We start from the raw sequence: 12,430 nt of genomic DNA, 5'->3' as shown, positions 1-12,430 counted from the left end.
GATTGCTGGGGACGCTAGAGCGCCGGCTGCACGCCAAATGCTACGGCGAGCTTCATGATCTTTTCGGCACGGCCCAGGCGGGGCAGGTCGGAGCCATCGCGGATGACGCGGCCGTTGGCTTCGAAGTCGGCCATGAAGTCCGTGGCCCACGCGACGTCGGACGGCGTGGGGCTGATGACCTCGTTGATGACGTTGGTCTGGTCGATGGCCAGGCACAGCTTGCCGGTCATGCCCATCATCACGGTGATGCCGGTCTGCTCACGCAGGATCGGGTGGTTGGTGCCCACGGTGGGGCCGTCGATGGGGCCCGGGAGGTTGCCCACGCGGCTGGCGACAACCAGCTTGGCCCGCGGGTAGGCCATGGCCTCGGCCGTGGCGGCCATGCCTGTGTCGCGGCGGAAGTCACCGGAGCCGAAGGCCAGGCGGAACGCGCCCTGGGCCTTGGCGATGTTGTTGGCTTCCTCGATGCCGACGGCCGATTCGACCAGCGCAATCACGGGGGTCTTGCCGTCCATGCGGTGGTAGCTCTCTGTGACCTGGTCCGCGGACTCGGTCTTGGCCAGCATGACGCCTAGCAGTCCGGGGGTGCCGCGCAGGCCGGCGAGGTCTGCGGCCCAGAAAGGGCTGGTGGCGTCGTTGATCCGTACCCAGGCCTGGCCGCCGGCAGTCAGCCAGTTGACCACGTGCTCGCGGGCAGTGTCCTTCTGCGAGGGGTCCACGGCATCTTCGATGTCCAAGATGATCGAGTCCGCGCGCGACACGGCCGAGACGTCAAAAAGCTCAGGCTTCATTGCGTTGACCAAAAGCCACGAACGGGCAATTTCGGCGGGGATGTTTCGTTCGGGCCGTACAGTCTCGACGGTGGCGGAGGTAGAGGTCATGCATCTACCGTATCCGCCCGGTACGCACAAACGCTAAGTAACAGCCGCCCGCCGGGCGAACAATACCGCGAACATTACGACCAAAATCCGCGGTTGCCTGCGCGTCAAACTCCTTCACAGGCCGTTACGGGCGAAACGGGGCGTCTTGTGACCCGCCGTTTCCTCCTGTTTCCGCGCATTTCCGCGGGTTCCCGGCGTGACAGCAACGCTTTTATTGGCCGGAAAGGTGCGCTTACATCGTTCAAGTGGCAGGCAAACAACCCCGCTGCATAACTCCACAACCTCTCCCCAATGCTTCACAAAGGAACCCCGAATGAAACGACACCTGACCATCATGAGTGCCGCGGCCGCCGTCGTCATCGCGATGACGGTGTCGTGCGGCGGGGGCGCCGCAGGCGCAAGCTCAGTCGCGAACACAGCCGGCGGTAGTTCCTCCGGAGGCGCCTCCGGCGCCACCGAGGTGAAGGAGCTGCGCTACCAGGGCTGGGCTAACTCCGTCACTCTTCCCGAGCTGGCCCAGGACCTCGGCTACCTCGGCGACGTCAAGCTCAACTGGATGGGCAATACCATCAGCGGCCCGCAGGACATCCAGTCAGCAGCCACCGGCCAGACCGACTTCGGCGGTGCCTTCGCCGGAGCGGTGGTGAAACTCGTTGAAGCCGGCGCCCCGGTGAAAGCCGTCATCAACTACTACGGCGAGGACGAGAAGACGTTCAACGGCTTCTACGTCAAGGAAGACAGCCCCATCCGCACCGGCCGGGACTTCATCGGCAAGAAGATCGCCGTGAACACGCTGGGTGCGCACTCCGACGCCGTCATCAACACCTACCTGCAGAAGAACGGCCTGAGCGCCGAGGAAATCAAGCAGGTCCAGCTGGTGGTGGTGCCGCCCAACGACACCGAGGAAGCCATCCGCCGCGGCCAGGTGGACGCCGGTTCGCTGGGCGGCGTCCTGCAGGACAAGGCAATCGCCAGCGGCGGACTGCGCTCGGTGTTCAGCGACGCCGAACTGTTCGGCACCTTCGCCGGCGGCCCCTACGTGCTGCGCACGGACTTCATCGCCAAGAACCCCAACACCACCCGGACGTTCACCACGGGTGTGGCCAAGGCCATCGAGTGGGAGCGGACCACACCGCGCGAGGAAGTGATTGCCCGGTTCACCAAGATCCTGCAGGAACGCGGGCGGAACGAGAACCCGGCTGCCCTGCAGTACTGGAAGAGCGTGGGTGTTCCGGCCAAAGGCGAGATCAACGATGAGGACTTCACCCGCTGGGGCAAGTGGCTCAAGGACACCGGGATTGTCCAAGGCGAACTGGATCCGAAGAAGCTCTACACCAACGAGTTCAACGAGCTGGTGACCGGATGAGCGCCGCGACCCCGGGAAAGATCGTCCTGCCCCGCCGTGCCGTGTTGGCATCCGCCCTCGGAGCAGCATCGTTCATTGTCCTCACGGCCACGGGCTGCGGCGGGATTGCCGCCGGCGCCAGCACAGCCGGCAAGCCCGCCGGTGACGAGGTGAAGACGGTGCGGTACCAGGGCTCACCCAACAACGTGTCCCTGCCCGAACTCGCCCAGGACCTGGGCTTGCTCGAGGACATCACGCTCGAATGGGTCAGCAACACCACCAGCGGCCCGCAGAGCATCCAGTCAGTCGCCACCAGCCAGACGGACATCGGCGGTGCCTTCACCGGCGCCGTGATCAAGCTGATCGAGGCAGGCGCACCCGTTCAGGCCGTCATCAACTATTACGGCGAGGACGACAAAACCTTCACCGGCTACTACGTGCTGGAAGGCAGCCCCATCAGCGCGGCCCGGGACCTGATCGGCAAGAAGGTGGCCGTCAACACGCTGGGAGCCCACCACGAAGCCGTCATCTCCACCTTCCTGAAGAACAGCGGACTGTCACCGGAGGAGATCAAGCAGGTGCAGCTGGTGGTGGTGCCGCCGAACGAAACCGAGCAGGCACTGCGCAAGAAACAGGTGGACGCCGGCACCCTCGGCGGGGTGCTGCAGGACCGGGCGCTCGCGGAGGGGGGGCGTCCGTGCCCTGTTCACCGACGTCGGCGTGATCGGCGGCCCGTTCGACGCCGGCCAGTACGTCATCCGCAAGGACTTCCTGGCCGCCAACCCGGAAACGAGCCGGAAGCTCGTGACCGGCATCGCCAAGGCCATCGAATGGGAGCGCACCACGCCCCGCGAGACGGTGATCGCGAAGTTCGAAGAGATCATCGCCAAACGCGGCCGCAACGAATCCAGCGAAGCCCTGAAGTACTGGAAGAGCGTGGGGGTTGCCTCGCCAGGCGGCCGCATCCAGGACACGGACTTCACCCTGTGGAGCGACTACCTCACCTCGGCCGGGATCATCGACGGCGCCCTGGACCTGCCCAAGCTCTACACGAACGAGTTCAACGGCCTGGCAACCGGCACCGGTGCGGCTTCCGGCACAGCCAGCCCCGGCGCCACCACCAGCAACACGAAAGGACAACCATGACGCCGAAAATCAGCCTCCGGAACGTCACCAAGGAATTCGCGGTGCGCCAGGGCAAAGGCACCCGGAACCAGGCCGGCCCGTCCGTGCTGACGGCCCTGGATGACCTCAGCCTGGACGTCGCTGCCGGAGAGTTCCTCACCCTCGTGGGCCCCAGCGGCTCCGGCAAGACCACGTTGCTGGACCTGCTGGCCGGCCTCTCCCGGCCCAGCTCGGGAAGCGTCCTGGTGGACGGCAAGGAAGTGACCGGTCCGGGCCAGGACCGGGCCGTAGTCTTCCAGCAGTACGCGCTCTTCCCCTGGCGGACAGCGTCGGCCAACGTCTCCATCGGGCTGGAGAACTCCGGGCTTTCGCGGAAGGAACGGGCCGCCAAGGCCAGCGAGTTCCTCGACCTGGTGGGGCTGGCGGGGTTTGAGGACCGCTATCCGCACGAACTGTCCGGCGGTATGAAGCAGCGCGTGGCCATCGCCAGAAGCCTCGCCTATGAGCCGGACATCCTGCTGATGGACGAACCGTTTGCCGCCCTGGACGCGCAGACCCGCGAGCAGCTCCAGGACGAGCTGCTGCGGATCTGGAAGGCAACGGGCAAAACCATAGTCTTCATTACCCACGGAATCGACGAGGCCGTGTACCTGGGCCAGCGTGTGGCCGTGCTCAGCGCCCGGCCCGGCCGGCTCAAGGAAATCGTGGACATCAACATCCCGGACCGCGACGGCGAGGACGATATCCGCTCCCATCCGGCGTTCGTGGAGCACCGGCACCAGGTCTGGTCCCTCCTGCACGACGAGGTCCGGCTCGCCCAGGGCTCCGGACACCGCAAGATCCTCCCCGACGGCACGGCCCCCGACGAACAACCCAAGGAAAGGAGCGCTGCCTGATGAGCGCTGTGTTGACCCGACCGCCAGAGGCGGCTGCCGCCGTCGAACCTTCCCTGCAGACCGGTTCCGGTCCGGAAAGTGGACAGCGCACGACGCCGGCGGCCAGGTTCGCTGCCCTGGCCGGGCTCGCCGGACGGGCCGGCTGGAAATCCCTCGCCGTGCTGCTGTTCCTGGCGCTGTGGGGACTCGGCCCGACGTACCTGGCCAGCCCCTCCACCCGGGTGTTCCTGCCGCCGCTGCACGAGGTCCTCGCGGCCGGCGTGAAGCTGGTAGAGACCGGCCAGCTGCAGAACCACCTGCAGGCAAGCCTCACGCGTTCCGTCTCCGGGTTCAGCATCGCTGTGGTGTCCGCCGTGGTGCTGGGGCTGCTGATCGCCTGGTACGGGTGGCTGAGCTCATTCCTGAACCCGCTGCTGGAGCTGTTCCGCAATACGGCGACGCTGGCCCTGCTGCCGGTGTTCACGCTGCTGCTGGGCATCGGCGAGGAATCGAAGATCACCATCGTGGCCTACGCGGCGTTCTTCCCGGTGCTCCTGAACACCATCGCCGGCGTCCGGACCGTGGATCCTCTGCTGATCCGGGCCGCGAGGTCCCTGGGGCTGAACAGCTTCCGGCTCTTCCAGAAGGTCATCCTGCCCTCGGCTGTCCCGACGATTTTCACGGGCATCCGGATGGCCGGCACGTCCTCCATCCTGGTGCTCATCGCCGCCGAAATGGTGGGTGCCAAGGCCGGGCTGGGCTACCTGATCGTCAATTCGCAGATGAGCTTCCTCATCCCGGACATGTACGCCGGCATCCTCACCGTCTCCATCCTGGGGCTGGCGGTGAACGTCCTCCTCGTCGCCCTGGAACGGCACTTCTCCCGCTGGCGCACCGCCGTCGGCGCCGGCAACTGACCGCTTCACCAGCACCAACAGCCTGTCCGCATCATCAACCGGTAAGGAAAAAGCAATGACCACCATCACCAAAACCAAGCTCGAATTCGCCAAGCTGGGCTCCCGCATCGGGGCTGAAATCCGCGGCCTGGACCTCAGCGGGGACCTCTCCGCGGATACCGTGGCCCGGATCCGCGCGGCCCTGAACGAGCACAAGGCCCTAGTGTTCCGCGAGGCCAACATCCGTACGGGCGAGGAGCAGGTGAAGTTCGCCAGCCACTTCGGGCCGCTCACTAAGGCGCACCCCACCGTGGCCTCCGTTGAGGGCGAAGAAAACGTCCTGCCGGTGGACAGCGAGAACGGCTCCGCCAACAACTGGCACACGGACGTCACTTTCGTGGTGAACCCGCCGCAGGCATCCACGCTCCGCAGCATCGACCTGCCGGCCTACGGCGGGGAAACCCTGATCGCGTCCTCGGCCGGGGCGTACGCCGACCTTCCGGAGGAACTGCGGAACTTCGCGGACAGCCTGTGGGCCATCCACACCAACGACTACGACTACTCGGTGCCCAAGAACCTGGAGCACCAGAACGCCGAGGAACGCCGCAAGGAGTTCACCCGGCTGAAGTTCGAGACAGCCCACCCGGTGGTCCGGGTGCACCCGCTGACCGGCGAGCGCGGATTGTTCATTGGGGGCTTCGCGCAGCGGCTGCGGATCGTGGGGCTGTCCAACACCGAGTCGAAGGACATCATCCGGCTGCTGCAGGCCTACGTCACGCGCCCCGAGAACGTGGTGCGGGTGAACTGGGAGCCCAACCAGCTGGTCCTGTTCGACAACCGCATCACCCAGCACTACGCCCCGGACAACTATGACGGCCAGCCGCGCAAGCTCAACCGGGTGACCATTGCCGGCGACGTTCCGGTGGGTGTGGACGGCAAGCAGAGCCAGGCCCTGAAGGGAGACTCGTCCACGTACTCGGTGGTGGCACCGGTCTAGGTGCCGCCCGAGGTTCCGTGTGGCCGGCAAGGTGGCCGGCACCATCAGTTGTCCGCCAACCCAACTAGGTCGCAGTTAATGTCGTTTTGAGCGCTCATAACGACATCTACTGCGACCTAGTTGGGTTAAGCGGGGAACGTGGGCGGGCAGGGGCTTAGGGGATGTTGCTCCCCCGGGCGGTGACCCACAGCCGGTACCACTCGGCGCGGGTCATGGCCGCGGCAACACGGGCAGCGCCGGCGCAGGCCCGGATCCGGTCCGGGTTGGCCGAGCCGATCACGGGGGCGATCCCGGCCGGGTGCCGCATGAGCCAGCCGAGGAGGATGGCTTCCCTGGTGGTTCCCATGGCCTTCGCCATGTCGGCGACGAGCGCCGCTGTGGCGGCCTCTGCCGGCGTCGGGCTTTCCGGCGGGGCCCCGGTGTAGTGGCCCCTTGCCAGCGCCCCGTAGGCCTGCAGCGTGATCCCCTGCCGGCCGCAGAACTCGACGGTGCCGTGCGGGAAGCTGTGGTCCAGCCCCTCGGCATGGTTGACCAGCACGGTGCTTTCCAGCCAGGCCCGTTTCAGCAGGCTCATTTCCAGCTGGTTGGCAACCACCGGTGTTTCCAGGTGGTCCTGCAGCACCTCGATCTGCGGGGCGGACATGTTGGACACGCCAACCTGGCGCACCTTGCCTTCCTGCATCAGCTGCCCGACGGCGGACGCCACCTCGGCGGGGTCCGCCAGCGGGTCGGGGCGGTGCAGCATAAGGACATCCACGTACTCGGTCTTCAGCCGCTTCAGGCTGCCGTTGACCCGTTCGAGGATGCCGTCGCGGCTGAGGTCGTAGTGCGTCTCCAGCCCCTGCTCGTTGAGCCGGATGCCGCACTTGGTCTGGAGCCGGATCCGTTCCCGGAGGCCCGGCGTAATCGCAAGGACCTCACCGAAGACGGACTCCGACTTGCCGCCGCGGTAAATGTCAGCGTGGTCAAACAGCGTGATGCCGGAATCCAGCGCGGCGTTGATGGCGGCGTCCGCCTGGCCCACGTGCTCGGATGCGTACGGCTCGGCGGACCAGCTGCCGCCCAGCCCCATGCAGCCATAGATCAGTTCCTGTTTACGGCTCAGTTCCTGGCTTGCAGCATTTTTACTCATGTCGTCACTCTTTCACTTGCTCCGGCGAAGGCCCAGCGGCAAAAAAGCCCCGGTGGCGGTGCCCTGCCCGGGCACCGCCACCGGGACGGGTTTTATGGTGAAGCTAACGGATGCTGCCTGGCACCGGCCTTAGCGCAGCCAGGCCGTGGTGTTGCCGGGCAGCTCGCCGGCTACCAGCGGGCCGCTGCTGAGCAGCACCTCGCCTGCCGGGAGCTCCACCGGCACCACACCGAAGTTGGTCACGGACTGCCAGCCGCCGTGCCGGCTGAACTGCAGCACCTGGGAGTTGCCCGTTTCCACCCATTCCAGCTCTTCCGCGGTTTGCAGCTCGCGGCGCAGCTTCAGCGCCTTGCGGTAGAGCTCCAGGGTGGAGCCCTCCACGCCGTCCTGGGCGTCCACGGCATAGCGGCTGAACCATTCAGGCTGGGGCAGGTGGGCGTCCCCGGCGCCGAAACCGAATGAGGCGCCCTCGGTGGCCCACGGCAGCGGCACGCGGCAGCCGTCGCGGCCGATCTCCACGCCCTTGTTGCGGAAGAAGGCCGGGTCCTGGCGCTCGGCGTCGGGGATCTCGCCGACTTCCTGCAGGCCGAGTTCCTCGCCCTGGTACAGGTAGGCCGAGCCCGGGAGGGCCAGCATCAGCAGGCTGGCCGCACGGGCGCGGCGCAGGCCCAGCTCCGTGTCCAGTTCCTCGGCGGGGGCGCCGGCCAGCAGCCAGCCCTTGCCGTCCTGGCCCTTGGCGTGGACGCCGTCGCCCATCGGCAGGCCGTACCGGGTGGCGTGCCGGACGACGTCGTGGTTGGAGAAGACCCAGGTCGAGGATGCCCCGGTTGCCGTCGCTTCGGAGAGGTTCCGGGTGATGATTTCCTGGAACTCCTCGGCATCAAAATCGGCCTGCAGCAGGTCGAAGTTGAACGCCTGGCCCAGGCCCTGCGGGCTGGCGTAGCGGGCGCGGCGCGTGGCGTGCACCCAGGCCTCGGCGACGGCGGTGCGCGGCGGGTTGTACTCGTTGAACACCTCACGCCATTCGGCGTAGATCTCGTGGACCTCGTCGCGGTCCCAGAACGGGTGCGAGCCGTCCGGGAAGCCGTCAGTGCCGGTGTTGTCCTCGGTGAGTTCGGCCTTGGAGAGCAGCGGCTCGGTGAGGTCCTTGGTCAGGGCGTGCGCCACGTCCACGCGGAAGCCGTCCACGCCGCGGTCGGACCAGAAGCGCAGGGTCTTCAGGAAGTCGTCGCGGATCTCGCGGTTGGCCCAGTTCAGGTCCGGCTGCTCCTTGGCGAAGATGTGAAGGTACCACTGGCCGGGGGTGCCGTCCGGTTCGGTGATGCGCTCCCAGGCGGGACCGCCGAAGACGGAGTCCCAGTCCGACGGCGGCAGCTCGCCGTTCTTGCCCAGGCCGTCACGGAAGATGTAGCGCTCGCGCGCAACGGAGCCCTTCGGCGCGGCCAGGGCCTCCTTGAACCATTCGTGCCGGTCGGAGGAGTGGTTGGGGACGATGTCCGCAATGAGCTTGATGCCGGCTTCGTGGAGCGCGGCGGACATCTCGGCGAAGTCATCCAGGGTGCCCAGCTTGGGGTCCACGTCGCGGTAATCGTCGACGTCGTAGCCGCCGTCCGCGAGCGCGGACGGGTAGAACGGGCTCAGCCAGACGGCGTCGATCCCCAGTTCCTTCAGGTACGGCACCTTGGCCGTGATGCCTTTGATGTCGCCCAGGCCGTCACCGTTCGAATCCGAGAAGCTGCGCGGATAGATCTGGTAAACGGAGGCCTGGCGCCACCAGTTGGGATCGGCTGCGAGGTTTGAATCGGACAGGGTTGCCAGAGTGGCGGTGGTGGACAAAAGAAATTTCCTTTTCTTGGGTTGGTTGTTTTGTTACGGGAAAAATGGATGGGCGCGTCCGGATGCCTTGCGCCTTTTTCACTGGCTACGTCGCCGGTTACTTCGGTTACTTCACTGCACCGCGCATGACTCCGGACAGTACCCAACGCTGGGCGAGGATGTAAACCACCAGCGTGGGCGCCATGGCCATCAGGTACGACGCGAAGGCGAGGCTGTAGTTGGTGTTGAATTCGCCCTGGAAAAGCATCTGCACCACGGGGAGGGTCTGCAGTGCGGGGTCCGCGATCATCATCTGTGGCAGCAGGAAGTCATTCCAGGAGCCGAGGAAGGCGAAGATCCCCACGGTTGCGTTCATGGGAGCCAGCAGCGGGAAGATGATCCTGCGGAACACCTGCCACGTGGTGGCGCCGTCCATGCGTGCCGACTCTTCCAGCTCCACGGGAATGGAACGTACGAAGGCAATGTACAGCAGCGTATTGAACGAGATTCCGCCGAGTACGTGCAGGAACACGACACCGGCCGGGTTGTCCAGGCCAAGGAGCGCTGTCTGCTTGATGAGCGGCAGGATGATCACGGGGAAGGGAATGAACATCGCCGAGAGCAGGTAGACGAACGAGCCCCGGAAGAACCTGTGGTTCCAGTTCCGGGCAATGGCGTAGGCCACCAGGGAGCTGCAGGCCAGCGAACCGAGGACGCTCAGCACGGTAACAAACCCGGTAGACATGAATGCCCGCGGGAAGTTGGTGGCCACGTAGGCGGCGGCGAAGTTTTCCCAGTTCATCGGGTTGGGCCAGGCGAGGCCCGTGCCGGTTCCGATCTGGTCCGGGGACTTCAGTGCCATGGCCACGGTGAAGTACAACGGCAGAAGGACGGTCAGCGAGGCCACCAGCATCAGTGCGGTGAGCCACCAGTTGACCTTGAAGCCCTCGCGGTTGGACCTGCGGTTCTTGCGGAAGCCCGGTGTGGCGCCGGTGGGCGCTGCGGCTCCGGTGATGGGCTCGGGGCGTGTGTAAACGGTCATTAGAGTGAAACCCCCCGGCGCTGGATGAGGCGCAGCTGGATGACGGAGATCAGCAGGGTGATCAGGAAGTAGATGACGGCGTTCGCCATCTGGTAGGAGTAGTCGCCGCCCGTGAAGCCGGAGAAGATGCGCATGGCCACGGACTGCGTCGCCATGCCGGGACCTCCGCCGGTGAGGCCCACGATGATCTCGTAGGTCCCCAGGAAGCCCTTGAACCCGAGGATCACGTTGATCACCAGGTAGCCCAGGATCAGCGGCAGCGTCAGGCTGAGGAACTGGCGGAAACTGCCGGCACCGTCCAGGTCCGCGGCTTCATAGACCTCGGAAGGGACACTCTGGAGTCCTGCCAGGTAGATGATGGTGGCGCCGGGCGCCGCCTGCCAGACAGTGACCACCACGATGGCGATCCAGGCCAGGTTCTCATTGGCGAGGATGCTGGTGGCGAGCGGGGTCATTCCGAACCGCTCCGCAAGCACCGGAAGCGTGTTGGAGAAAAGGTAGTTGAACACGAAGGAGACGATCAGCGCGGACAGCACCATGGGTATGAAGAAGACGGTGCGGATGCCGGTGCGCCATTTGATTTTCGCGTTCAGTCCCAGTGCAATGGCGAGCGCCACGACGTTGACCACCACTGTGGTGGTCAGGGCGAACACGAAGGTGAAGATGTAGGACTGCAGTACTGCCGGGTCCTTGAAGATGTTGACGTAGTTCATCAGCCCGATGAACTTCCAGTCGCCGTAACCGGCGTAGTTCGTGAGGCTGAAGAAGACGCCCACGAGTGCCGGCAGGGTGATGAAGAAGGCGAACAGTGCCAGTACCGGCACCACCATCCAGTAGTACGTGGGGTCGATCTTGCTCTTGGACCGGAATGCTCCGGTGCCTGTGGAGGCTGAGGCCGGGGTCTTGCCTTCTGCGGGACGGGCTGTCTGGGCCACCCGGGAAGTTGTAGTCATGTGAACTCCTGGAGTCGGGGTGGGATCAGACTGCGGTGCGCTCGGCAACGCGGCGCCATTCGTCGTCGAGCGCTGAAAGGAACTGCTCGCCGTTCTTGCCGTACACGAAGGACTGGATGTAGTTGTTCAGGGGCACTGACGGCGGGAAGTAGGTCGCCGCGCCCTGGTAGTAGCGTCCTTCCTTGACCGACTCGCCGAGCCCGCTGATCTGCGGGTTGCTGACGGCGGGAGCGTCCTTGAGGGGTGAGAAGGCCGCGTTCTTTTCGTTGAACGTGTTCACCACGGACGGCTCCAGCAGGTAGTTGACGAACCTCTGCGCCGCGGCCATGTTGGGCGTGTTGCGGGTGATCGAGAGCGCCATGTCCACGTTCACGCGGGCTTTGGTTTCCTCGGCGTTGTCCGTCACCGGCAGCGGGAAGCTCCCGAGCCTGATGTTCTTGTTGGCTGAAACGAGCTGGGACAGCGCCCACGGGCCCTGCAGGTACATCGCTGCCTGGCCTTTGGCGAACGCCGCATTGCCGTCCGCGTAGTTCTTGCTGGCGGCGCCGCTCTGGGCGTAGGACGCGAGCTGCAGCATCTTGGGCAGCGCCGGGCCGAAGTTGTTGGAGAACGACTCGGCCGCGTCCTTGCTGATGCGGGCGGCCCTGGCATTGATCCTGGTAAAGAAGTCCGCAACGTCCAGCGAGCCGCCGGACACATAGTCGAACATGCCCTGGGCGAGGGTCCACGTGTCTTTGTACGTTCCGTAGATCGGGGCAATGCCGGCGGCCTTGAAGGTTTCGCAGGCCGCGACGAACCCGCTCCACGTGGTGGGGACGGCGACACCCTGCGCTTCGAAGATGTCGCGGTTGTAGATGACCCCGGCCGCGGCCAGCGAGAACGGCAACGCACTGACCTCGTTGCCGTTGTACTGGCCCCAGGAGCTGATGAGCTCCTGCATCTTCGGGTCGATGCCGGCGGCCACGGGCAGGTCCGAGAGGTCGGCGAAGATGCCTTTCCGGACGAAATCGGCGGTGGCCTGCGCGAAGCCACGGGTCACCACGTCCGGAGGATCGTTGCGGACCAGCCCGGGAACGAAGTTGCCCTCATTGAAGTCCTGGACCACGTGGATGTCCGGGTTCAGCGCCTCGAAGTCCTTGATGACCTGGTTGAAGTAGGCCACCACCTCGGGCTTGTTCTGCATGAAGCGCAGGGTGGTGAGGCCGTTCTGCGGGCCGGACGTTGACGCGCAGCCGCTAAGGGGAATCATGGCGGCTGCACCGGCCAGGCCGGCGGCCCGGAGCAGCGAACGCCTGCTCAGCAGTGATGCGGGCGCGGCGGCGTTCACAGGGCGGGGGCTGACGTGCGTGGGTGGCGGGGCTGGTGCCGG

Annotated in this window: 11 protein-coding genes and 1 pseudogene; 6 read left to right on the top strand and 6 right to left on the bottom strand. The window is 65.7% G+C overall.

Annotation, left to right across the window (positions count from 1 at the left end):
- Positions 1-14: 14 nt before the first annotated feature.
- A complete protein-coding gene (locus tag J7I79_RS12805) occupies positions 15-881 on the bottom strand; it encodes a CoA ester lyase (RefSeq protein WP_214953697.1) in 867 nt (288 codons plus the stop codon).
- A 313-nt stretch (positions 882-1,194) separates the two neighbouring features.
- Between J7I79_RS12805 and J7I79_RS12800 the strand changes: the two genes are divergently transcribed.
- From J7I79_RS12800 to J7I79_RS12780, 6 genes and pseudogenes are all read left to right on the top strand, one after another.
- On the top strand, positions 1,195-2,247 hold the full coding sequence (locus J7I79_RS12800; protein ID WP_214953695.1) for an ABC transporter substrate-binding protein: 1,053 nt from the start codon (positions 1,195-1,197) through the stop codon (positions 2,245-2,247).
- Positions 2,244-2,855: pseudogene (locus J7I79_RS24245) on the top strand (ABC transporter substrate-binding protein); the annotation flags it as partial. The gene J7I79_RS12800 and the pseudogene J7I79_RS24245, both read left to right, overlap by 4 nt.
- A 91-nt stretch (positions 2,856-2,946) precedes the next feature.
- Positions 2,947-3,372, top strand: a complete 426-nt coding sequence (locus tag J7I79_RS24240; protein WP_251042832.1) for a hypothetical protein — start codon at positions 2,947-2,949, stop codon at positions 3,370-3,372.
- Positions 3,369-4,247: an ABC transporter ATP-binding protein gene (locus tag J7I79_RS12790; protein ID WP_214953693.1), complete on the top strand. Its 879-nt coding sequence runs from the start codon at positions 3,369-3,371 to the stop codon at positions 4,245-4,247. Before J7I79_RS24240 ends, J7I79_RS12790 begins: the two co-directional genes overlap by 4 nt.
- Positions 4,247-5,143, top strand: a complete 897-nt coding sequence (locus J7I79_RS12785; protein ID WP_214953691.1) for an ABC transporter permease — start codon at positions 4,247-4,249, stop codon at positions 5,141-5,143. Before J7I79_RS12790 ends, J7I79_RS12785 begins: the two co-directional genes overlap by 1 nt.
- 55 nt (positions 5,144-5,198) lie before the next feature.
- On the top strand, positions 5,199-6,119 hold the full coding sequence (locus tag J7I79_RS12780; protein ID WP_214953689.1) for a TauD/TfdA family dioxygenase: 921 nt from the start codon (positions 5,199-5,201) through the stop codon (positions 6,117-6,119).
- Positions 6,120-6,273: 154 nt separating this feature from the next.
- On the opposite strand, the gene J7I79_RS12775 is transcribed toward J7I79_RS12780, so the two are convergent.
- The 5 genes from J7I79_RS12775 to J7I79_RS12755 all read right to left on the bottom strand — a co-directional run bounded on the left by J7I79_RS12775 (position 6,274) and on the right by J7I79_RS12755 (position 12,388).
- The gene (locus tag J7I79_RS12775; protein WP_214953687.1) at positions 6,274-7,251 is read right to left on the bottom strand and encodes an aldo/keto reductase family oxidoreductase; all 978 of its coding nucleotides are present in this window, start codon (positions 7,249-7,251) and stop codon (positions 6,274-6,276) included.
- A 129-nt stretch (positions 7,252-7,380) separates the two neighbouring features.
- Positions 7,381-9,087 (bottom strand): alpha-amylase family glycosyl hydrolase, encoded by a 1,707-nt coding sequence (locus J7I79_RS12770; protein WP_214953685.1) that lies wholly within the window; start codon positions 9,085-9,087, stop codon positions 7,381-7,383.
- 106 nt (positions 9,088-9,193) lie between these two features.
- Positions 9,194-10,108 (bottom strand): carbohydrate ABC transporter permease, encoded by a 915-nt coding sequence (locus J7I79_RS12765; protein WP_251042755.1) that lies wholly within the window; start codon positions 10,106-10,108, stop codon positions 9,194-9,196.
- The gene (locus J7I79_RS12760) at positions 10,108-11,061 is read right to left on the bottom strand and encodes a carbohydrate ABC transporter permease (protein ID WP_137323561.1); all 954 of its coding nucleotides are present in this window, start codon (positions 11,059-11,061) and stop codon (positions 10,108-10,110) included. The genes J7I79_RS12765 and J7I79_RS12760 overlap by 1 nt, the downstream gene beginning before the upstream one ends.
- Positions 11,062-11,086: 25 nt before the next feature.
- Positions 11,087-12,388: an extracellular solute-binding protein gene (locus J7I79_RS12755; protein ID WP_214953683.1), complete on the bottom strand. Its 1,302-nt coding sequence runs from the start codon at positions 12,386-12,388 to the stop codon at positions 11,087-11,089.
- Positions 12,389-12,430 lie beyond the last annotated feature (42 nt).

This window comes from Arthrobacter sp. ISL-69 (assembly GCF_018613775.1).
GTDB lineage: Bacteria > Actinomycetota > Actinomycetes > Actinomycetales > Micrococcaceae > Arthrobacter.
Note: the sequence above shows the minus strand (reverse complement) of the source record. Positions and strands in the feature narration are given on the sequence as shown.

Bases quoted from the DNA above. Each gene is read 5' to 3' on its own strand.
- J7I79_RS12805 (WP_214953697.1), bottom strand. From the start codon at position 881: ATGACCTCTACCTCCGCCACCGTCGAGACTGTACGGCCCGAACGAAAC.
- J7I79_RS12800 (WP_214953695.1), top strand. From the start codon at position 1,195: ATGAAACGACACCTGACCATCATGAGTGCCGCGGCCGCCGTCGTCATC.
- J7I79_RS12790 (WP_214953693.1), top strand. From the start codon at position 3,369: ATGACGCCGAAAATCAGCCTCCGGAACGTCACCAAGGAATTCGCGGTG.
- J7I79_RS12785 (WP_214953691.1), top strand. From the start codon at position 4,247: ATGAGCGCTGTGTTGACCCGACCGCCAGAGGCGGCTGCCGCCGTCGAA.
- J7I79_RS12780 (WP_214953689.1), top strand. From the start codon at position 5,199: ATGACCACCATCACCAAAACCAAGCTCGAATTCGCCAAGCTGGGCTCC.
- J7I79_RS12775 (WP_214953687.1), bottom strand. From the start codon at position 7,251: ATGAGTAAAAATGCTGCAAGCCAGGAACTGAGCCGTAAACAGGAACTG.
- J7I79_RS12765 (WP_251042755.1), bottom strand. From the start codon at position 10,108: ATGACCGTTTACACACGCCCCGAGCCCATCACCGGAGCCGCAGCGCCC.
- J7I79_RS12760 (WP_137323561.1), bottom strand. From the start codon at position 11,061: ATGACTACAACTTCCCGGGTGGCCCAGACAGCCCGTCCCGCAGAAGGC.